A 22,257-nucleotide genomic window follows, 5' to 3' on the forward strand; every position below is an offset into this window, starting at 1 on the left:
ACGCTAAAATATATTTTTCATGAAGTACAAAAGATCATTATTGAAATTAAGTGGAGAAGCTCTTATGGGAGATAACGAATTTGGACTTCATTCTACTCGTCTTCAACAATATGCTGAAGAAGTCAAAAAAGTGGTAGATATGGGAGCTCAAGTAGCTATAGTTATTGGAGGTGGGAATATATTTAGAGGATTTTCTAGAATAAAGGAAAAAACTATAACTATAAATCGTATCAAAGGAGATTATATGGGAATGTTAGCCACTGTTATTAACGGCATAGCCTTTCAATCATATTTAGAAAATATAGGAATATGTACCTATATTCAAACAGCAATTAGAATGGATGAAATTGCAGAACCTTTTGGAAAAGATAGAGCGATCCATCACCTTGAAAAAGGAAGAGTTGTAATATTTGTAGCTGGATTAGGAAATCCTTATTTTACTACAGATACAGCCGCTGTTTTACGTGCTATTGAAATCAGAGCTGATGTATTATTAAAAGGGACTAGAGTGGATGGAATTTACACAACAGATCCAGAAAAAGATAAATATGCTAAAAAACTTAAAAATATATCTTTTGATATGGCATATCATATGGGAATCAGAGTTATGGATCAAACTGCTTTTATTTTAGGAAATGAAAATGATTTACCGATGATTATTTTTGATATTAACAGAAAAGGAAATTTTAAAAAAGTAATTTCTGGAGAAGAAATCGGAACTATGGTTTCTAAAAAAAAATAAAATTATGGATGAATTAAAAGACATTTTTTCCTCGTGTAAGGAGGATATGGATAAAATTTTGAAACAGCTAAAAAACGAAATTCATAGAGTTCGATTAGGCAGTCAATCTGTATCTTCTTTTTTAGGTAAAATAAAAATAAAATGCTATGACACCTTTTTTACACTTATAGAAGTAGCCAACATTTCTATTATAGATAATATGAATATTTCAATTCATCCTTGGGATCGCTCTATTATTTCAGATATAGAAAAAGCCATTATAAATGCTAATCTAGGTTTTATGCCAACTAATAAAGGAGATATGATTCATATACATTTACCTATAATCACAGAAGAAAGCAGAAAAAATTTAATGAAAAAAATAAAATTACAAACAGAACATGCCAAAATTCTTGTTAGAAACATTAGAAAAAAAAAAAATCAATATATAAAAAAATTGAAACTATCAGAAGATATTTATAAAACAGGTGAAAATCATATACAAAAAATGACTAGTGAATCTATACAAGAAATAGAAAATTTCTTTCTTCATAAGGAAAAAGAAATATTGAGAATATAAAATGGTAAAAAAATATTCAGTTAAAGAATTATTAAATAAAGGAAAGTATTTTATAGATAAAAAAGTATTAGTTGAAGGATGGATCCGTTCTTTTCGTTATTCTATTTTTATTACTTTGAATGATGGATCTACTATTAAAAATCTGCAGATTATTTTATCCAATAAATTGGATAAAATAATTATCAAAAAAATAACAATTGGAAGTTCAATTAGAGTTATAGGAATAATAAAAAAAAGTATTGGAACAAAACAATATATTGAACTCCAATCTTTGGATATAATTATATATGAATCAGTAGATCCAAAAATTCTTCAAAAATCTATTTTGCAACCTAAAAAACATAGTTTTGAAAAACTTCGTGAACAAGCTCATTTACGTTTTCGTACAAACATTTTTAGTTGTGTTATGCGAATCCGTCATCATATAGCTATTTGTATACATAGATATTTTCATGAAAATGGTTTTTTTTATCTTCATACTCCAATTATTACTACTTCAAATTGTGAAGGAACAGGAAAAATGTTCCAGATTACAACTATGGATTTAAAAAATAAATCAATAAATTATGCAGAAGATTTTTTTAAATGTAAAACTTATCTCAGTGTATCCGGACAATTAGAAGCAGAGACCGCTTCTTTAGGATTAGGGAAAGTGTATACTTTTGGCCCTGTATTTAGGGCAGAAAATTCCAATACTTCACGCCATTTATCTGAATTTTGGATGATTGAACCTGAAATTGCTTTTTATCATCTTGAAGAAAACATAAATTTAGCTGAAAATTTTCTTAAGTTTATAATCAAATATATTATTGATAATAGCATAGAAGATTTGATTTTTTTGAATCAATGTTTGGAAAAATGGAATAAAAAGAAAAAAAATTACCTTTTAGAAAAATTAGAACTTATCTTAAAATTTCCATTCAAAAAAATTAGTTATACAGAAGCTATAAAAATTCTTGATCAAGAAGAAAAGAAAAAAAATATAAAATTTTTACATTCAATTATTTGGGGAATGGATTTACAATCTGAACATGAGCAATATTTGGTAGATAAGTATTTTAAAATTCCTGTAATTATATTTGATTATCCTTGTAGCATTAAAGCTTTTTATATGCGGATGAATAATGATGGAAAAACTGTTAGAGCTATGGATATTTTATTCCCTGAAATAGGAGAAATTATTGGTGGATCTCAAAGAGAAGAACGTTATGATATATTATTACAACGAATGAAAGATACAAAGACTGACCAAAATATACTTTGGTGGTATTTAGATACACGTCGTTTTGGTTCTGTCCCTCATAGTGGATTTGGATTAGGTTTCGATCGTTTAGTTCAATTTATCACAGGAATGAATAATATTCGTGATGTTATCCCATTTCCAAGAACTCCAAAAAATGCAGAATTTTAAAACATGTTAAAACAACAATTATTGCAAAAAGGGCAACATAAGCTTTCTCCACAACAAATCAGATTAATGAAATTGGTTCAATTATCTACTTTAGATTTTGAACAAAGAGTTCAACAAGAATTGGAAGAAAACCCCGCTTTAGAAGAAGAAAATTGTTCGGAATTAGAAGAATATTCAGATATCTTAGAAAATGATATTGATATCACAGAAGATCAAAATCAGTCTGTAGATTTATCTGAAATAGATGAATATTTAAGTGATGATGAAATTGAAGATTTTCAAATCAATAATCAAAATTATAATGTAAAAAAACATATTCCTATTATTTCTGGAATTTCTTTTCAAGAATATTTAAAAAATCAATTACATACATTTCGTTTAAATGAAAACGATTTATTAATTGCTGATTTTATATTAGGAAATATAGATAATGATGGTTATATTAGAAGAAAAACTACATCTATATCGGACGATATTTTTTTAATACTTGGAATATCTGTCTCTATAGAAAAAGTAGAAAAATTGATTGTAAATTATATACAAAAATTAGATCCTATAGGTGTAGGATCCAGAAATTTACAAGAATGTTTGCTAATTCAATTAGAGAAAAAAAAAATGACTAAAGAAGTTTTTTTATCAAAAAAAATTATAGGATATCATTTTGAATTTTTTGTAAAAAAACATTATCAAAAATTGCAAAAAAAATTGGGAATAACCAAAAAAAATTTACGAAAAGTTATTGATCAAATAAGAAAATTAAATCCTAAACCAGGAAAAATTTATTCTGATAACTCTAAAAATTTGGATCATATTACTCCTGATTTTAATATTTATATTTCTTCAGATGAAAAATTAGAACTTTCTTTAAATCAAATAAATATTCCAGAATTAAAAGTATCATCTTTATATTTAGATATGTTAAAATCTTATAAATCAGAAAAAAATATCAAAAAAAATGAAGGAACCATTGTATTTTTAAAACAAAAAATAGATTCAGCAAAATGGTTTGTTGATGCAATTAAACAACGTCAGAATACATTGATGCTAACAATGAATGCTATTATGAATTATCAAAAAGAATATTTTTTAACTGGAGATCCATTGAAAATAAAACCTATGATTTTAAAAAATATTTCACAAAAAATTGGAGTAGGTATTTCCACTGTTTCGCGTGTAGCTAATAGTAAATATGTTAATACGCCATATGGTACTTTTTTAATTAAAAGTTTTTTTTCTGAAAAAATGATTAACCGAGAAGGAAAAGAAATTTCCTCTATTGAAATAAAAAAACTTTTGGGAGAATCAATAACTAAAGAAGATAAAAAAAAACCTTTAACTGATGAAAAATTATCAAAAATACTTAAAAAAAAAGGCTATTTAGTAGCTAGAAGAACTATTGCAAAATATAGAGATCAAATGCATATTCCTGTTGCAAGAATGCGAAAAAAATTATGATTTTTTTATAATTACAGTTTTCCAATTAGAAAATTCTTTAATAGATAAAGCTGATAATTCTCTTCCATATCCGGATTTTTTTACCCCTCCAAAAGGAAAACGTAAATCTGATTTTACTACTTCATTAATAAAAACCATCCCCGTATCTATTTTTTTTGATATTTCTTCCGCTTTTTCTAAATCATTTGTCCAAATGGAGGTTCCAAGTCCGTATGGTGTATTGTTTACAATATCAGGAATTCTTTTTTCTTGGGAAAAAGAAGAAATCATTCCTATTGGACCAAATATTTCTTCTTTCTGAACAATTTTGTTATCATTTTCTATTTTTAATAAAGAAGGATAAAAAAAATTACCATCTTTGGTAATTTCTAAACATATTTTTCCTCCATTTAGGATAATATTTTTGTATTGCTGATGCAATTTATCAGATAAATCATGACGGGAAATATAACCTATTTTAGTTGATTCATTATATAAATTTCCTCTCTTATATGTTCTCATTTCTTGTATTACTGCGTCTGTAAAATCATCCATTATAGTTTGATCTACAATAAATCTTTTTGCAGAAATACATGTTTGTCCTGTATTATTTAATCTAGATTCTGTCGCTAATTTTGCTATTTTTTCTATATTTTTTACGTCTTTCATGACTACAAAAGCATCATTTCCTCCTAATTCTAAAATAGATTTTTTAATATATTTTCCGGATAATGATCCTATAATGCTTCCCACAAAAGCACTTCCTGTAAAAGTGACTCCTTGTATTGTAGAGTGAGCTATAACAGATTCTATCTGATTCTGATCTATTAATAAAATCTGAAAAATTCCTTTAGGAAAACCAGATTCTAAAAATATTTTTTCTAAAATAAGAGAACATTCTGTTGTATTCAGAGCTGGTTTAATGAGAATTACATTTCCTAATAATAAATTAGGAATAGTAGACCTGATTGTTTGCCAAATAGGATAATTCCAAGGCATAATTCCTAATATAGGGCCTATAGATTCAAACTTAACATAAGAAATTTTATATTCAGTAAAAATTTTTTGAATAAAAATAGATTCTTTTAATTCACAATAATATTTACATAAATTAATGCTTTTGTTTATTTCTGCATGAGACTGAGTAATCGGTTTCCCCATTTCTTGGGTAATAGAGTAAGCTATAATATCTATAGCTTTTTGCATACAGAAACAGAATTTTATTAAACATTGAATCTTTGAATCGAAGGAATAATCTTTCCATTTTTTATATGCATTTTTAGCTTCAGATAATTTAATATTAATGTTTTTATTAGATAAATAATGATAAGTTTTTAATACATTATTGTCTACAGGATTAATGGTTTGAAACATCTCATTTTTTTTAAGTTTGGCTATTTAAGCTAACAGAAATTTTAGTATTAAAAGCTATTGCATAAAATTTTATTTTTTTTAAAAATAAAAACATTCCGTTAGCTCTAATTGGAGATAAAAAAGTTTGAAATCCTATTTCATAAATAAAATTAGCATTAGAAGAAATAATTTCAAAAGGAAAAAGGCCTGAATATACTCGAATCATAAGTGCAGCCATTCCTCTAGGTAATAAAGCATCACTGTCTCCTTCAAAAAAAATACGTGAACCATTTAATTTTGCCTTTAACCAAACTTTTGATTGACACCCATGAATTAATTTATCTTCAGACCTAAATATAGATGATTTTTTGGACAATTTTTTTCCCAAATTTATCAAATATTCATATTTTTCCTCCCAATTTTTAAGAACTTGAAATTCCTTTTTTATTATTTCTTCTTTTTTATGCAAAGTCATTTCTAAATTTTTATATCAACATGAAAATATACACTTTTCTTCTTTTTAAGAATGGGGGCTTAATTTTATTCTAGCCATTTTTGCTGCTTTTGTCATATTTTTTAGAGAGATCAATACTTCCTTCCATTTCCTAGTTTTTAATCCACAATCTGGATTTATCCAAATATTTTTTATAGGTAATTTTTTTGAAGCTTTTTCTATTAAATCAAAAATTTCTTCTACGGTAGGGATTCTTGGAGAATGAATATCATATACTCCTGGACCTATTTCATTAGGATAAGAAAAAACTGAAAAGGCTTTTAACAATTCCATTTTAGATCTAGAAGTCTCCATAGTAATGACATCGGCATCCAGATCTGCTATATGTTTAAAGATATCATTAAATTCACTGTAACACATATGCGTATGTATTTGAGTTTCATCTTTCACTACACTTGAAGACAGACGAAAGGCCTTAATAGACCAATCAAAATAAGATTTCCAATTCTTTTTTTTCAAAGGCAATCCTTCTCTTAGGGCAGGTTCATCAATTTGAATCATTTGAATTCCAGATTTTTCCAAAGATAAAACTTCTTCTCTAATAGCCCAAGCTATTTGATAAGCAGTAAGAGAAATAGGTTGATCATCTCTTACAAAAGACCATTGTAAAATTGTCACTGGTCCAGTTAGCATTCCTTTTATTAATTTTTTTGTTTTAGATTGGGCAAAACATATCCATTCTACAGTCATATCTCCAACACGATCAATATCTCCATAAATAACAGGAGGTTTAACACAACGGCTCCCATAACTTTGAACCCACCCATTATCAGTAGATAGTATTCCTTTTAGTTTATCGGAAAAATATTCTACCATATCAGTTCTTTCAAATTCTCCATGAACTAATACATCTAAATCTATTTTTTCTTGCTCTTTAATAACATATATAATAAAATTTTTAATTTTTTCATCATATTTTTCTTGACTAAGTTCTTTTTTTCGAAATTTATTTCGTAAAGAACGTATTTCTTTCGTTTGAGGAAAAGATCCTATAGTAGTAGTGGGGAATAAAGGAAGATGAAATTTTTTTTTCTGCTTTTTTTGTCTAATATGAAAAGGATTCTTTCTTTGTATATCTTGCTCTGTTATTTTGGTTGTTCTTTCCTTTATTTTTTTATCATGAAAAATAGAGGATGATTTTTTTAGTATATAAGAATTACTAAGTAAAATACTTTTATTTCCTTTTACAATTTTTTCTAAATCATTTAATTCATAAATTTTTTGTTTTGCAAAAGACATTTTATTTTTTATATCTATATGAATGGAATTTTCATATTCTATGTCTATAGGGACGTGCAAAAGAGAACAATTAGGAGCTATCATAACTCTATCTTCTCCTATAGATTCTATGGTTCTTTTTATCTTTTGAATAGAATTAGCGTAATTGTTTTTCCATATATTTCTTCCATCAATAAGCCCCAAAGATAAAATCATTTTTGACTCTTTTGAAAAAAAAGAAAGAACTTGTTCTAATTGATTTGAATTTTCCACTAAATCGATATGTAAAGCTTGAACAGATACATCTTGTAAAAGAGATATATTTTCTGATATACCATCAAAATAAGAAGTTAACAGAATATTTATTTTAGAACAAAATTTAGAGATTTCTCCATAAGCATATTTAAAAACTTTTTTTTCTTTTTCAGACATATCTAAAACTAAAATAGGTTCATCTAATTGAATCCAATTAATTCCTTTATCTTTTAATTTGTTGATAATTTTTATATAAATAGGAATAATATTTTCTATTAAATCCATCTTATGAAAAGATTTTTCTTTTTCTTTTCCTAAAAATAAATAAGATACAGGTCCAATTAATACAGGTTTAATTTTTTTTATCGATTTCAATATATTTTTAGATTCCTCTAATTCATCAAAAATTTTATTTGAAAAAATAGAAAATTTTTGATTTTTATCAAATTCTGGAACAATATAATGATAGTTAGTATTAAACCATTTGGTCATTTCCATCGCTTTAATATCCCATCCATTTTTTTGAAATCCTCTAGCCATAGAAAAATATAGATCAATATTATTATTATGATTATGAATCACTGGAATAGAAAGATATGGTTCTGAAACAACTCCTAATAATAAAGACATATCTAAAACATGATCATAAAAACTGAAATCATTACATGGAATTAAATCTAAATCAGCTTTATCTTGCGTCTTCCAATTTTCTTCTCTTATTTTTTTCCCTACTTCAAACAAAGCATTAGAATCAATTTTATTTGACCAATAAGCTTCACAAACTTTTTTTAACTCTCTTCGTATACCTATCCTAGGATAACCCAAATTATGTTTCAGCATAAAATAATAATTTTTATTATTTAAATTTTATTTCCAATTATATGATAAAGAAAAATTAACTAAATATCCAATAATTGATATAAATATTCTAAAATTTTTTTATCTAAAAAAGAAAAATTAACATTTCTTCTGTTCATCATAATTTCAGCAGTTTCACAAACTTTATTGAAAGGAATTCTTTTTTTACTTTGAATCCCTCCCAAAGAAAAAGAAGGAATATATCTAGGAGGAAATCCATATCCAAAAATACTATTACTAACACCTACGATCGTAGCTGTATTAAATTGAGAATTTATTGCTGATTTGGAATGATCCCCCATTATTACACCAATAAATTGAAAATTTGTAGGAACAAAATCTTTTTTTTCATAATTCCAAACTGTTACTTTTCGATAATCGTTTCTCAAATTAGAAATATTTGTTCCAGCTCCTAAATTACACCATTCTCCCAAAACTGAATTTCCTAAAAATCCATCATGTCCCTTGTTAGAATAGGAAAAAATAACAGAGTTAAAAATTTCTCCTCCTATTTTACAAAAAGAAGCAATAGTTGTCCCTCCATATATTTTTGATCCTATATTCAATGTAGTATTTTTTCCAATTGCTACGGGACCCCTGATTATAGATCCTTCCATAATAACAACTTTTTTATCAATATATATGGGCCCATCTTTAGCATTTAATACTACATTATTTGTTTTTATATTTTCTTCCAGAAAAATTTTATCCCTACAAATAATATTATTATTTCCTAATAAAGAAAAAGATTTTTTTCCTTTTGTGAAAAACATAAAATCCTTTTTTAGTACAGTTTCATTATTTATAAATATATCCCATGGAGATTGAATATGAATAACTTCTTTTACAGAATATGTTTTTTTACACTTTTTTAAAGGAAAAGAAAGAATGTCTTCTTTTCCTTTAAAAAAATTCTTTTTTATAGCAATCATTTTTTCTTGAAAAAAAATGGTTTCGTTTTCTTTCAAAGAAAAAAGAATTTGAATTAACTCTTCATTGGGAAGAAACGAAGAATTAATTAATAATATATTATCAAAAAAAGAAAATTCTTCTTTTGAATATTTTTTTGAAAGAAATGGTTGTGTAATAACATCTTCAACATTTTTTTTCATGTATTTTTCCCATCTTTCTTTTATCGTACATAAACCCAATATGATTTCTGATACAGGTCTAGTAAGTGTTATGGGAAATAATTTTTTCCATTCTACTCCATCATATAATATAAAATTCATATGAATATATCTCTATAATTTTTTATATTTTTCATATTTCTTTTTAAACTTCTCAGCTGGACCTGTTTTCCCTAAAAATCTTTTTTCTCCAGTAAAAAATGGATGTGAATAACTAGAAATTTCCATTTTGTATAATGGATAATCATTTCCATCTATGTGTATCAAATCTTTTGTTATTACAGTCGATTTACAAATAATCATTTTGTCATTATTAATATCTTTAAAAACAACAGGTCTGTAATTTTTTGGATGTGTTTTTTTTTTCATATTTGTTTTTTTTTAGGAAAACGATAAATCATTCCATTAATATTCATTCCAGCGCCTAAAGAAGCCATAAGAATAGTATCTCCAGGGTTAATTTCATGAGGAGTCATTTTCCCTTTAAGAATTAAATCCAATAAAGTAGGAACGGTAGCTACAGAAGAATTTCCAAATTTTTGTATTGTTGTAGGCATAATTTGATATAAAAAATCTTCGCTTAAGAATCTGTAATTATATAATTTCAACAATCTTTTTAAGATTGCATAATCCATTTTAGCATTAGCTTGATGAATCAAAATTTTTTTTATATCCTTTAGATTTAAATTAGCATGATCAAGTATATTTTTTAGCATTTTTGGAACTTCTGTTAATGCATATTCATAAATTCTTCTTCCATTCATTCTAATATGAACTAAAGATTTTTTATAATTTGGATTTAAAGAAGGTCCATTAGTTAAATAATATAATTTTTCATTATTATCACATTGAGTATCATAATGAATAATCCCATGTTTTTCGTTTTCTTCGTTTTCCAAATATTCTACTGCAGATAGAACAGCCGCTCCTGCTCCATCGGAAAAAATCATTGCATTTCTATCATGTGGATCAATTACTTTAGACAAAGTTTCGGAACTAGTAATTAATATATTCTTAGCATATTTAGATCGTAAAAGTTGATCCGCAAGAATCATCCCTTCTATCCATCCTGTACAACCAAAAATCATATCATATGGTCTACATTTTTTATTTTTTATTTGAAGTTTATTTTTTACTTTAGCAGCTACGGAAGGCATCAAATCAGATTGATAAGAAATGGGATTAATGTCTCCATAGTTATGAGCCGATATGATATAATCTATTTTTTCTTGATTAATTTTAGAATTAATCAAAGCTCTTTTTGCTGCTATTGCAGCAATATCAGAATTAAATAAACCTTTATTTATATATCTTCTTTCCTCTATTTCTGTTATTTTTTGAAATTTATTAATGATTTCTTCATTAGATTTTTTAATTTTTAATCCTTTTTTATCGTAAAATTTATGTTTAAAAAAATAATCTTTTTTTATAATTTTATTTGGTAAATAATGTCCTGTTCCTGTAATGATTGATCGAATCATTTTTTAAAAAATTTAGTAATAAAATAAAAAAAATAAATTTTTGTAAAATAAAAGAATTAAATAACTATTTTTTCATATATATATATGAAGTATATTCCAAATATTATGAACAAATATTCTCTTTATTCAAAAGAAAAAAAATTAAAAAATATGTTTGATCATATCGCTAATAAATATGATTTAATCAATCATATGTTATCATTTGGAATAGATTTTATATGGAGAAAAAAAGTAATTCATTTATTATACAAATTTAGTGAAATAAGAATTAAAAAAATATTAGATTTAGCTACTGGTACTGGAGATTTAGCTATCTTGTTAGCTCATCAATTTAAACACGCTTATATTACAGGATTAGATCCATCTGATAAAATGCTTAAAATAGCTAAACAAAAAATAAAAAACAATTTTTTTGAAAAAAGAGTTCAAATCATTCAAGGTTATTCGCAAAATATTCCGTTTCGGAATGAAACTTTTGAGATAGTGACTATTGCTTTCGGAATCAGAAATTTTCAATATATACATCATTCTATTAAAGAAATATATAGAATTTTAAAACCTTCAGGTATTTTAGCCATTTTAGAGTTTTCTCAACCTTCTAATTACTGGATAATGAAAATTTATTATTTTTATTTTTATTTTGTAAAAAAAATTGGAAATTTTATTTCAAAAAATCATTTTGCCTATAATTATTTAAAAGAATCTATATTATCTTTTCCCTATTGCAACAATAAAATGAACAAACTTTTAAAATACCATCAATTCAATCCAATTCATATACAAAAATTAACTTTTGGAATTGTTTCTATTTACTTAGTCAAGAAAAAATAAATAATAGAAATTTATTTTAACAATTTTTAACTAAAATATTTTTTCATAATGATCAAGTATTTATCTGGATATTTTACATCTGCATTTCTTAAAAAAAGAATTAAGAGTATAGAATTTTTTATGCGTTATCCAATAGAAATACAAAATCAATTAATCAATAAATTGGTTTTTTACGCAAAAAATACCGAATTTGGAAAAAAATATGGATTTTGTGATATCAAAAAATATCAGCAATTTTCCGAAAGAATTCCTATATGTAAATACTCTGATTTACAATTTATTATAAAAAGAATTCGTCATGGAGAGAAAAATATATTATGGCCAGGGAAAGTCATATGGTTCGCAAGATCCTCTGGAACAACTAATACAAGAAGTAAATATATTCCTATCACCAGGTTGTCAATGGATACATGTCATTATAAAGCAGGAAAAGATATGTTGTCTATCTATATTCATAATCATCCAAAAACAAAAATTTTTTTCGGAAAAGCTGTTCGTTTAGGAGGAAGTTATGAATTACATAAAAAATATAACACCTTTTATGGTGATTTATCTTCCATTTTAATTAAAAATATGCCTTTTTGGGTAGAAAATATTTGTGTTCCTAGAAAAAAAATAGCTTTAATGAGTGAATGGGAAAAAAAATTAGAAAACATAGTAAAAGAAACAGGATATAAAGATGTTAGAATTTTGTTAGGTGTTTGTTCATGGTTATTGATCTTTTTAAATAAATTGTTAAAAGAGTTTGACAAAAAAAAAATAAATGAAATATGGCCTAATATAGAGGTAATATTTCATGGAGGAGTGAGTTTAAGGCCTTATATTTACCAATATAAAAAATTATTTGACAAATCTATAAATTATTACGATGTATACAGTGCGTCAGAAGGTTTTTTCGCTATACAAGATCAAAAAAATGTTGAAGATCTATTATTATTATTAAATCATGGTATATTTTATGAATTTATTCCTGCAGAAGAAATAGATCATGCGGATCCTAAAATATTTCCTATTGATAAAGTAGAATTAAATAAAAATTATGCACTTGTCATTTCTACTAATGCAGGATTATGGAGGTATATAGTTGGAGATACTGTTAGGTTTACTAGTTTATCTCCATATCGAATTTCTATTTCAGGAAGAACGACTCATTACATTAATTCTTTCGGGGAAGAATTAATTGTTGAAAATGCAGAAAAAGCTTTGAATAAAGCATGTATACAAACAAATTCTATTATTCATGAATATACAGCGGGCCCTGTATATATGAATCAAAAAAATTCTGGAGCCCATGAATGGATTATAGAATTTGAAAAAAAACCGAAAAATTTATGTGATTTTAGGAATATTTTGGATAATGAATTAAAATCTTTGAATTCAGATTACGAAATTAAACGATACAAAAATATGGTTTTAGGTCCTCCTATCATATATGTAGCTAGAAATGGTTTATTTTATGATTGGCTAAAAAAATATAAAAAATTAGGGGGACAAAATAAAGTCCCTCGTTTATCCAATGATAGAAAATACATTAATTCCATTCTAGAAATGGAAAATAATAAAGAATAATTTAAAAAAAATATTTTTAACTTTATAGTTTCATTATGACAGTAGAAAAAAAAAAAGAAATATTCAAAACTTATGGAACATCTGTTTACGATACGGGTTCTTCTAAAGTTCAGATTGCTTTGTTCACTTATCGGATCAATCATTTAAATAATCATCTTAAAAATAATAGAAAAGATTTTAACACGGAAAGAGCTTTAGTTAAGATGGTGGGAAAAAGAAAAAAATTGCTAAAATATATAGAAAAACATGATATCAATAGTTATAAAAATATAATTAAACATTTAGGGTTAAGAAAATAATATTAATAAAATATTTCTATAGTTTTTATATAGAAAATAAAAAATATGTCAGATATAGTAAAAGAAATCATATCTATGAAAGATGGTCGTACTATCATAATAGAAACAGGAAGATTAGCAAAACAAGCGGATGGAGCAGTTATAGTACGAGAAAAAAATACAATGCTTTTAGCAACTGTGGTAGTATCTAAGGAAACAAGAAATGAAATCAATTTTTTACCCTTAACAGTTGATTATAGAGAAAAATATTCTGCTGGAGGAAAAATTCCTGGAGGGTTTATAAAAAGAGAGGGAAGACCTTCTGATGAAGAAATTTTAACAATGAGATTAGTAGATCGTGTTTTAAGACCAACATTTCCAGATTCTTTTAAAAAAGAAATACAAATTATGATTTCGTTACTTTCATATGATAAAACTGTTTTGCCTGATGGGTTAGCCGGATTAGCTGCGTCTACAGCTTTATCAGTAGCAGGAGTTCCTTTTAATGGCCCTATATCAGAAATACGTATTATACGTTTAAATGGAAAATTTTTTATTAATCCTAGCTTAGATCAGTTAAAAAAAGCGGACATAGATTTGATAGTAGGAGCTTCAAATCATTCTATTATTATGATAGAAGGGGAAATGAAAGAAATAAAAGAAAATGAATTTTTGGAAACTATAATTAAAGCTCATAAAGCAATCAAACTTCAAATTGAAGCTCAACTACGTTTAGTTGAGAAACTATCAAACAATCGTACTTTTTTATTTGATGATAAAAAATCAATGAATTCTTCTGAAAAAAATAAAATATTAAAAAAAGAACTTTTTTTATTTTCACATGAAAAAATTGAAAAAATTTATCAAAATTGTCTGGACAAAAAAACTAGATCTATTCAAGAAAAAATTGTACTAAACGATTTTAAAAAAAATTTTTTAACAGAAGAAGAAATAGAGAAAAAAGAAACTTTTATAGACCAATTTTTTGAAGATATTAGAAAAAAAATAATCAGAAATTTAATTTTAAGGAAAGGGATTCGATTGGATGGTCGAACTAGTGAACAAATACGTTCAATATCTAGTTTTGTTGATTACTTACCTGGAGTGCACGGTTCAGCTTTATTCTCAAGAGGAGAAACTCAGTCTTTAACTACAGTTACATTAGGATCATCTTTAGATGCTAACAGAATTGATAATGTTATTATGGAAAATCATGAAAAATTCTATTTACATTATAATTTTCCACCTTTTTCTACAGGAGAAATACGTTCTATAAGAGGAGTTTCTAGACGTGAAGTCGGTCATGGAAATTTAGCTCAACGTGCATTAAAAAATATTATTCCCAGTACCACCCCATATACAATTCGTGTTGTTTCGGATATTCTAGAATCTAATGGATCGTCTTCTATGGCTACAGTTTGTGCTGCCAGTTTAGCATTAATGGATGCTGGAATCCCTATCAAAAATCCTGTTTCCGGAATTGCTATGGGATTGTTTATGGAAAATGAAAAAAAAGTTATTATATCTGACATAATAGGAGAAGAAGATCATTTCGGCGATTTAGATTTTAAAGTAACAGGAACTAAATATGGGATTACAGCTTGTCAAATGGATGTGAAAACAATACAAGGAGTTACATACGATTTGCTGAATCAAATTTTAATACAAGCTCTAGAAGGTCGTATTTTTATTTTAAAAAGAATGTTAGAAGCCTTACCTGAATATAGAAAAAAAATGAAACCTAATGCTCCCAAAATATATACTTTTAACATCCCAAAATATTTTATAGGTTCAGTTATAGGTCCTGGTGGAAAAGTCATTCAAGAAATACAGTCATGTACAAACACGAATATACTCATTGAAGAAAAAGGGGACTTAGGTTACATTGAAATTATCGGAAAAGATGATGAAAAAATAGAGATAGCTATCAATAAAATTAAACAAATTGCTTTTGTCCCTGAATTAGGAAAAATTTATAAAGCAAAAGTAAAATCTATAAAAGATTTTGGTGCTTTTGTTGAAATTTCTAAAGGAGTAGAAGGGTTGCTACATATTTCTGAAATAGGATGGAAAAGATTGAATAATATAGAAGAAGAGTTTCGTATAGGAGATATCATCGACGTTAAATTTATGGGAATGGATGAAAAAAATAAAAAAATGAAACTTTCTAGAAAAGTACTTTTACCCCGTCCTGGAAAAAAAAATGAATCAAAAGAAAAAATATGAGACAACTTAAAATTACTAAACAAGTAACAAATCGTGAATCTGAATCGTTAGATAAATACCTTCATGAAATAGGGAAAATTCCATTACTAACTCCTGAAGAAGAAGTAGAATACGCTCGAAGAGCAAGAGAAGGGGATGGTACTGCTATAGATAAACTTGTCAATGCTAATTTACGTTTTGTTGTTTCTGTAGCTAAACAATATCAAAATCAAGGATTGAGTTTATGTGATTTAATTAATGAAGGAAATTTAGGTTTGATAAAAGGAATATTACGCTTTGATGAAACAAGAGGATTCAAATGTATTTCCTATGTTGTATGGTGGATCAGACAAGCTATTTTACAAGCTATTGCTGAACAATCACGTTCTATTAGACAACCAACAAATAAATTAGCTTTATTAAATAAAATACTAAAAACACTTGCTCAATTAGAACAAGAATTGCAAAGGACTCCTTCTGCAAGAGAAATAGCAGAATATTTAGATATGAATGAGAAAGATGTTGAAGAGTCTATAAAAAACTCAGGAAGACATATCTCAATGGATGCACCATTAATAGAAGGAGAAGATTCTAATTTATATGATTTAGTTCGATCTGATGAATCACCTCGTCCAGATGAACATTTAGAAAAAGAATCTTTACGTAAAGACATAAGGAGAATTTTAGAAACTTTAAGTGAAAGAGAACGTCGTGTTATCATTTTACATTTTGGATTAAATGGATCCCCTCCCATGACTTTAGAAGAAGTGGGACAATCTTGCGATTTAACAAGAGAACGTGTCAGACAAATCGAAAGTATAGCTTTAAAAAGATTAAAACATTCTTCTAGAAGCAAAATATTGAAACCTTATTTAGGATAATGCGACCTCGAAGGGATTCGAACCCATAACCTTCTGATCCGTAGTCAGATGCTCTATCCAATTAAGCTACGAGGCCTATATAAATAATATAAAATAAATACGACTAACTACCTAATAAATATCATGATTGAATAATTTTCAAAAACTTTTCAAGGTTCAATGACGAATTCCCTACAAGACCACCATCTATATCCTTTTGATAAAAAAGATTTTTTGCATTAATATCATTAATACTTCCTCCATATAGAATAGATATCTCATTAGAAATATTTTTTCCGTATTTTTCTAAAAATAAGGAACGAATAAATTTATGCATCGTCTGAGCTTGTTCAGATGTAGCCGTTTTTCCTGTTCCAATTGCCCATATAGGTTCATATGCTATATAAAAAGATTTTATTTCATCTGAAGTACAATGAAAAACAGTTTCTGTTAATTGATTTTGAACAATTTTAAATTGTTTATTATTAGATCTTTCTAAATCTGATTCTCCTACACAGAAAATAATATTTAAACCATATTTTAATGCTATTTTTATTTTTTCTAATAAAATATTATTTTTTTCCAAAAAAAATTCCCTACGTTCACTATGTCCTAGTATAACTTTTTGAATGCCTATTGACTTTAACATATAAGCTGATATTTCTCCTGTATAGGAACCTTTGTTCTTTTGATGAATATTTTGAGCCGCTATATTCAAAGTTGTTCCTTGTAAAATTTGATTTGAAATATGCAAAAAAGGAAACGAGGGAGCTATAATGATTTCTTTTTTATGATTTATTTTTTTCTCAAAAACAATTCTTAAAAAATTTCTAATAAAATAAGTTGTTTCATGAAAGTCATAATTCATTTTCCAATTTGCAATGATAACTTTTCTCCTCATTTTTTAAATATAAATATAAAAATTTGTAATTTTTTAAATTAAATATTTTGTTTTAACAAAAAAATGATTTCAACCAGTATTTTAAAACAAAATTTTTCTAATTCTTTAAAATTAATTTTTTCCTCATTTTTTTTTAAAAACAAAATATTTTCCAAAACATTATTTACGGAAAATTTATTTAAAATTTTATCCATTCCATCTATATAATTTTTTATTTTTTTTAATTTATTATTATAAATAAAAATAACATTATCATGTGAGATTTTATGAAAATTGGACGTAAAAAAAATATCCAATTTGATTAAAATAATTATTAAATAATTGACAATATCTATATACGTATCTATTATTTTTTCTTCTTTTATTTTTTGATATCCTTTTGATTGAATATTTTTTATTCGGATTACTTTAATTAAAATTTGATCTATTATAGAATAATTATGAAAAAATTTCCATGATAATCCATAATCTTTTAATTTTTCTAAAAAAAGGTTTTTACATTTTTGAACAATAAAATCAATAGAATAAAAATTCATGTCATTTAATTTTATAATAAATTACAATAAATAATTTATCAATGACAATTAATTGTGCAGGCACTTTATTACATTTAAAAGAACCAAAAGTAATGGGAATAGTTAATTTAACTCCTGATTCATTTTATGATGGGGGTAAATTATGTTCTGAACACAATATACTACAACATATAGAAATTTTATTAAATGAAGGAACTGATTTTATAGATATTGGAGGTTGTTCCACGCGACCAGGATCTAGATTTATAACAAAAGAAGAAGAAATAAAAAGAATTGCAAAACCTATTCGTACTATCATAAAAAGTTTCCCGAATGTTAAAATATCTATAGATACCTTTCGTAGTGAAGTAGCTAAAATAGCAGTAGAAGAAGGAGCAATAATGATAAATGATATATCAGGAGGTAACTTCGATAAAAATATGTTTCCCTTATTAGGAAAACTTAAAATTCCATATATATTAAATCATATCAAGGGAATCCCTAAAAATATGCAAAAAAATATATCCTATCATGAAAATATCATAACAGAAATAAATAATTTTTTTTCTAAAAAAATTTACTATTTAAAACAACATGGAATTCAAGATATTATTTTAGATCCTGGATTTGGTTTTGGAAAAACATCAGAACAAAATTTCCAATTATTAAAACATTTATCTTTATTAGGGTTTCAAGATTATCCAATTTTAGTTGGTATTTCTAGAAAATCTATGATTCAATTCATTTTGAAAACTTCTTATGAAGAATCATTAAATGCAACTTCCATTATTCATACTATAGCAATTTTAAATGGATCCAAATTTTTACGTGTACATGATGTTAAAGAAGCAGTAGAATGTATTAAATTAGTACAATATTATAAAAAAATTTTATAATTCACCAATACTTATATTATTTTTACGTGAAGCTTTTTTTCATTGTTACATTTATTGAAAATTTCTTTCATTGATATTTTAGATATTTTTTTAGTAACCATTATTTTATTTCAAGTATACAGACTGGTTTACAGAACTGCAGCTTTAAATATTTTTTACGGAATCATTGCTACTTTTATTTTCTGGAAAATAGTAGAAATCTATAAAATGAAACTTCTCAGCATAGTTATCAGTGCTTTTTTTAAAGGAGGTTTCTTAGCTTTAATCATTGTGTTCCAACCAGAAATTAGAAAATTTCTTCTCATAGTAGGAAGTAGAATTTTTTTTAAAAAATTTATATTTTCTCTATTTAAAAAAACAGGAGTATCGATTAAAACTGAAACTATAGATAGCATTGTGAATGCTTGTGCTATTTTTTCAGGAGATAAAACAGGAGTTTTAATGGTCATTCAATTACATCAAGATTTAAAAGAATTTATACAAAATGGAGATGAAATGGATGCCAAAGTTAATATTTCTATTTTGGAAAGCATTTTCTATAAAAATAGTCCATTACATGATGGAGCAGTAGTTATTAAAGAAAACAAAATAATAAAAACAAGAGCAATTCTTCCTGTTTCTTACAATAAAGAAATTCCATCTCGTTTGGGATTACGACATCGAGCTGCCATTGGGTTATCTGAAAAAACAGATGCTATATGTCTTGTAATATCCGAAGAAACAGGTTATATATCTTATATAAAAGATCAAAAAAGAACTGTTATCACTAACATTAATAATTTAAAAATGAAACTAGAAGAAGATTTACTTTAATTATTTATTTTCAATAAAAAAATTCATTATATGATTTATGAAAATCTTCATAAGATATATCAATTATATTCTATTTGTTCTGGTATAGAAATAAACAGTAAAAAAGTTAAAATAGGATCTATATTTATAGCTTTTAAAGGAAAAAATTTTGATGGGAATCAATTTGCGGATGAAGCGATTTCAAATGGGGCAATACTTGCTATAGTTGATAATAAAAAATATGCTTTACGAAAAAAAATTATTGTTGTGGACAATACATTACATTTTTTACATGAATTAGCAATGTATCATAGATATAGATTACTTCACATTCCTATTATAGCTATCACTGGAAGTAATGGAAAAACTACTACAAAAGAATTGACGACAGCTATTCTAGCTAAAAAATATAAAAATGTTCACTGTACAAAAAATAATTTTAATAATCATATAGGAATTCCATTAACTATACTTTCTATGTCCATAAAAACACAAATATCTGTAATAGAAATTGGAGCTAATCATGAAAAAGAAATAGAAAAAATGTGTTCTATTATTAATCCAGATTATGGATATATAACCAATTTTGGAAAAGCTCATTTAGAAGGATTTAAAAATATAGAAGGAATCATACGCAGTAAATTGGAGTTATATGATTTTTTAAAAAAAAATAAAAAAATGGTATTTATCAATGGAGATGATCCGATACAATTGTTGAATAGTATGGGAATGAGAAGACATATTTTTTCAGGAAAAAAAAAAAAATCAGATATAAATGTTAAATATATATGGGAAAAAAATAGTATAAAATCTATTCTATATATTAAAAATATAAAAATTATTTCTTCTTTAATAGGAAATTACAATTTATATAATATAGCTTCTGCTATAACTATTGGAATGTATTTCAAAGTCCCTTTAAAAAAAATAAAAGAAGCAATGGAAGAATATATTCCTAAAAATTATCGATCTCAAATTTTAATAAAAAATAATGTAAAAATAATCATAGATTGTTATAATGCAAACCCTACTAGTATGATAGAAGCCCTTAGCTCTTTTAACGAAAGACAAGGAACTAAAATAATAATATTAGGAGATATGTTAGAATTAGGATCCTTTTCTAATAATGAACATGAAAAAATTATTTCTTTTATAAAAAAAAGCGACATTAACATTGCTTTTTTAATTGGAGATATTTTTTTTAACACCAAAAGTTCCTATTGGAAAATAAGAAAATTTATTAATAAAAAAAATTTTGTTGAATGGATTAAAAAACATCCTATTCAAAAAACGGATTATATTCTTGTTAAGGGATCTAGAAAGATAGCGTTAGAAAGCCTCATTGGTTTAATATAAATTTTTTCTTTGTTTATTGGATCTTAAAGATTAAATTTGCATGTGATGATTTCATAAAATTTTTTTAATGAAAGAAATTACCACAGAAACCTATATAAAGTGGTTTAAAAATATGTCTTTTTGGAGAAAATTTGAAGACAAATGTCGATCCCTGTATTTAAAACAAAAAATTAGAGGATTTTTACATTTATACAATGGACAAGAAGCAATCCCAGCTGGATTAAGCTATGCAATGGATTTATCTAAAGATAGAATAATAACCGCTTATAGATGTCATATTTTACCCATTTCTATGGGAGTAGATCCAAAAAAAGTTATGGCAGAACTTTTAGGAAAAAAAACAGGGACTTCTCATGGAATGGGAGGTTCTATGCATATTTTTAGTAAAAAATATCGTTTTTATGGGGGACATGGAATTGTAGGGGGACAAATTCCATTAGGCGCTGGAATTGCTTTTGCTGATAAATATTTTAATAGAAAAGCAGTCACTCTTACTATTATGGGAGATGGAGCTGTGAGACAAGGATCTTTACATGAAACATTTAATATGGCTATGATATGGAAACTTCCTGTTGTTTTTATATGTGAAAATAATAAATATGCTATGGGAACATCTATAAAACGAAGTAGTAATATAGAAGAAATTTATAAAATAGGAAAATCATATGGGATGCCTTCTTATCCTGTGGACGGAATGGATCCAAAAAAAATAGCACAAGCCGCTTATGTTGCCATAGAAAGAGCGAGAAAAGGAAAAGGTGCAACTTTTTTAGATATTAAAACATATAGATATAGAGGACATTCTATGTCTGATTCAGAATTATATCGTAGTAAAGAAGAAATTTTTTTATATAAAAAAAAAGATCCTATTTTGAAATTAAAAAATATTATAATCCAGAATAAATGGGAAACCATAGAAAATTTAAATGAAATAGAAAATAAAGTTAAAATAAAAGTAGAATCCTGTGTTGAATTTGCAGAAAAATCAGATTTTCCTTCTTTAGAAGAAATGTATAATATTGTTTATTATGAAAAAAATTATCCTTTTCTAGATAAGGTTTCGCCTTCGTATTCATAAATATATATAAATACCTTAATT

Annotated in this window: 21 protein-coding genes and 1 tRNA gene; 13 read left to right on the forward strand and 9 right to left on the reverse strand. The window is 25.7% G+C overall.

Features of this window, described 5'->3' with window-relative positions; translation table 11 throughout:
- Positions 1 to 19 precede the first annotated feature (19 nt).
- Genes pyrH through rpoN form a run of 4 tightly spaced genes read left to right on the forward strand, consistent with a single transcriptional unit; the run spans position 20 to position 4,167 of the window.
- Positions 20 to 742: a UMP kinase gene (gene pyrH / locus H0H62_RS02540; protein ID WP_185860629.1), complete on the forward strand. Its 723-nt coding sequence runs from the start codon at positions 20 to 22 to the stop codon at positions 740 to 742.
- A gap of 4 nt (positions 743 to 746) precedes the next feature.
- On the forward strand, positions 747 to 1,301 hold the full coding sequence (locus tag H0H62_RS02545) for a ribosome-recycling factor (RefSeq protein WP_185860630.1): 555 nt from the start codon (positions 747 to 749) through the stop codon (positions 1,299 to 1,301).
- Position 1,302: 1 nt separating this feature from the next.
- Positions 1,303 to 2,712, forward strand: a complete 1,410-nt coding sequence (gene asnS, locus H0H62_RS02550) for an asparagine--tRNA ligase (RefSeq protein ID WP_185860631.1) — start codon at positions 1,303 to 1,305, stop codon at positions 2,710 to 2,712.
- Positions 2,713 to 2,715: 3 nt separating this feature from the next.
- Positions 2,716 to 4,167, forward strand: a complete 1,452-nt coding sequence (rpoN, locus tag H0H62_RS02555; protein WP_185860632.1) for an RNA polymerase factor sigma-54 — start codon at positions 2,716 to 2,718, stop codon at positions 4,165 to 4,167.
- Here the strand turns inward: rpoN and H0H62_RS02560 are convergent.
- From H0H62_RS02560 to H0H62_RS02585, 6 genes are read right to left on the reverse strand one after another with little or no spacing between them, the layout of a single operon-like run.
- Positions 4,162 to 5,520, reverse strand: coding sequence for an aldehyde dehydrogenase family protein (locus H0H62_RS02560; RefSeq protein WP_185860633.1), 1,359 nt, complete (start codon positions 5,518 to 5,520; stop codon positions 4,162 to 4,164). The two genes, rpoN and H0H62_RS02560, sit on opposite strands and share 6 nt — an antisense overlap.
- Positions 5,521 to 5,530: 10 nt before the next feature.
- Positions 5,531 to 5,974 carry a SufE family protein gene (locus H0H62_RS02565; protein ID WP_185860634.1) on the reverse strand — a complete coding sequence of 148 codons (444 nt, stop codon included), beginning with the start codon at positions 5,972 to 5,974 and terminating at the stop codon, positions 5,531 to 5,533.
- A 45-nt stretch (positions 5,975 to 6,019) separates the two neighbouring features.
- The gene (metE, locus tag H0H62_RS02570) at positions 6,020 to 8,326 is read right to left on the reverse strand and encodes a 5-methyltetrahydropteroyltriglutamate--homocysteine S-methyltransferase (RefSeq protein ID WP_185860635.1); all 2,307 of its coding nucleotides are present in this window, start codon (positions 8,324 to 8,326) and stop codon (positions 6,020 to 6,022) included.
- 59 nt (positions 8,327 to 8,385) lie between these two features.
- Positions 8,386 to 9,576: a putative sugar nucleotidyl transferase gene (locus H0H62_RS02575; RefSeq protein ID WP_185860636.1), complete on the reverse strand. Its 1,191-nt coding sequence runs from the start codon at positions 9,574 to 9,576 to the stop codon at positions 8,386 to 8,388.
- Positions 9,577 to 9,588: 12 nt separating this feature from the next.
- The gene (locus H0H62_RS02580; RefSeq protein WP_185860637.1) at positions 9,589 to 9,843 is read right to left on the reverse strand and encodes a type B 50S ribosomal protein L31; all 255 of its coding nucleotides are present in this window, start codon (positions 9,841 to 9,843) and stop codon (positions 9,589 to 9,591) included.
- A complete protein-coding gene (locus tag H0H62_RS02585; RefSeq protein WP_185860638.1) occupies positions 9,840 to 10,955 on the reverse strand; it encodes a 3-oxoacyl-ACP synthase III family protein in 1,116 nt (371 codons plus the stop codon). The genes H0H62_RS02580 and H0H62_RS02585 overlap by 4 nt, the downstream gene beginning before the upstream one ends.
- A 105-nt stretch (positions 10,956 to 11,060) precedes the next feature.
- Here H0H62_RS02585 and ubiE point away from each other — a divergent pair, with 105 nt between their 5' ends.
- The 5 genes from ubiE to H0H62_RS02610 are packed head-to-tail and all read left to right on the forward strand — an operon-like array spanning position 11,061 to position 16,719.
- Positions 11,061 to 11,786 (forward strand): bifunctional demethylmenaquinone methyltransferase/2-methoxy-6-polyprenyl-1,4-benzoquinol methylase UbiE, encoded by a 726-nt coding sequence (ubiE, locus tag H0H62_RS02590; protein WP_185860639.1) that lies wholly within the window; start codon positions 11,061 to 11,063, stop codon positions 11,784 to 11,786.
- Between the two features lie 48 nt (positions 11,787 to 11,834).
- Positions 11,835 to 13,355 carry a GH3 auxin-responsive promoter family protein gene (locus tag H0H62_RS02595; RefSeq protein WP_185860640.1) on the forward strand — a complete coding sequence of 507 codons (1,521 nt, stop codon included), beginning with the start codon at positions 11,835 to 11,837 and terminating at the stop codon, positions 13,353 to 13,355.
- Positions 13,356 to 13,390: 35 nt separating this feature from the next.
- Complete coding sequence (gene rpsO / locus H0H62_RS02600; RefSeq protein ID WP_185860641.1) at positions 13,391 to 13,654, forward strand: 30S ribosomal protein S15; 264 nt, start codon at positions 13,391 to 13,393, stop codon at positions 13,652 to 13,654.
- Between the two features lie 45 nt (positions 13,655 to 13,699).
- Complete coding sequence (locus H0H62_RS02605) at positions 13,700 to 15,859, forward strand: polyribonucleotide nucleotidyltransferase (protein ID WP_185860642.1); 2,160 nt, start codon at positions 13,700 to 13,702, stop codon at positions 15,857 to 15,859.
- Positions 15,856 to 16,719 carry a sigma-70 family RNA polymerase sigma factor gene (locus H0H62_RS02610; protein WP_185860643.1) on the forward strand — a complete coding sequence of 288 codons (864 nt, stop codon included), beginning with the start codon at positions 15,856 to 15,858 and terminating at the stop codon, positions 16,717 to 16,719. Before H0H62_RS02605 ends, H0H62_RS02610 begins: the two co-directional genes overlap by 4 nt.
- A gap of 2 nt (positions 16,720 to 16,721) precedes the next feature.
- Here the strand turns inward: H0H62_RS02610 and H0H62_RS02615 are convergent.
- From H0H62_RS02615 to H0H62_RS02625, 3 genes are all read right to left on the reverse strand, one after another.
- Positions 16,722 to 16,795, reverse strand: a tRNA-Arg gene (locus tag H0H62_RS02615).
- A gap of 45 nt (positions 16,796 to 16,840) precedes the next feature.
- Positions 16,841 to 17,599: a triose-phosphate isomerase gene (tpiA, locus tag H0H62_RS02620; RefSeq protein WP_185860644.1), complete on the reverse strand. Its 759-nt coding sequence runs from the start codon at positions 17,597 to 17,599 to the stop codon at positions 16,841 to 16,843.
- A gap of 38 nt (positions 17,600 to 17,637) precedes the next feature.
- A complete protein-coding gene (locus H0H62_RS02625) occupies positions 17,638 to 18,135 on the reverse strand; it encodes a DUF1599 domain-containing protein (RefSeq protein WP_185860645.1) in 498 nt (165 codons plus the stop codon).
- A gap of 41 nt (positions 18,136 to 18,176) precedes the next feature.
- Here H0H62_RS02625 and folP point away from each other — a divergent pair, with 41 nt between their 5' ends.
- From folP to pdhA, 4 genes are all read left to right on the forward strand, one after another.
- The gene (gene folP / locus H0H62_RS02630) at positions 18,177 to 19,010 is read left to right on the forward strand and encodes a dihydropteroate synthase (RefSeq protein WP_185860646.1); all 834 of its coding nucleotides are present in this window, start codon (positions 18,177 to 18,179) and stop codon (positions 19,008 to 19,010) included.
- Between the two features lie 42 nt (positions 19,011 to 19,052).
- Positions 19,053 to 19,823, forward strand: a complete 771-nt coding sequence (locus tag H0H62_RS02635; protein WP_185860647.1) for a diadenylate cyclase — start codon at positions 19,053 to 19,055, stop codon at positions 19,821 to 19,823.
- Positions 19,824 to 19,853: 30 nt separating this feature from the next.
- A complete protein-coding gene (locus H0H62_RS02640; protein ID WP_185860648.1) occupies positions 19,854 to 21,158 on the forward strand; it encodes a UDP-N-acetylmuramoyl-tripeptide--D-alanyl-D-alanine ligase in 1,305 nt (434 codons plus the stop codon).
- A gap of 67 nt (positions 21,159 to 21,225) precedes the next feature.
- Complete coding sequence (gene pdhA, locus H0H62_RS02645) at positions 21,226 to 22,236, forward strand: pyruvate dehydrogenase (acetyl-transferring) E1 component subunit alpha (protein ID WP_185860649.1); 1,011 nt, start codon at positions 21,226 to 21,228, stop codon at positions 22,234 to 22,236.
- The last annotated feature ends 21 nt before the right edge of the window (positions 22,237 to 22,257 follow it).

Origin of the sequence: Blattabacterium cuenoti, assembly GCF_014251695.1 — a bacterium.
Classification (GTDB): Bacteria; Bacteroidota; Bacteroidia; order Flavobacteriales; family Blattabacteriaceae; genus Blattabacterium; species Blattabacterium cuenoti_T.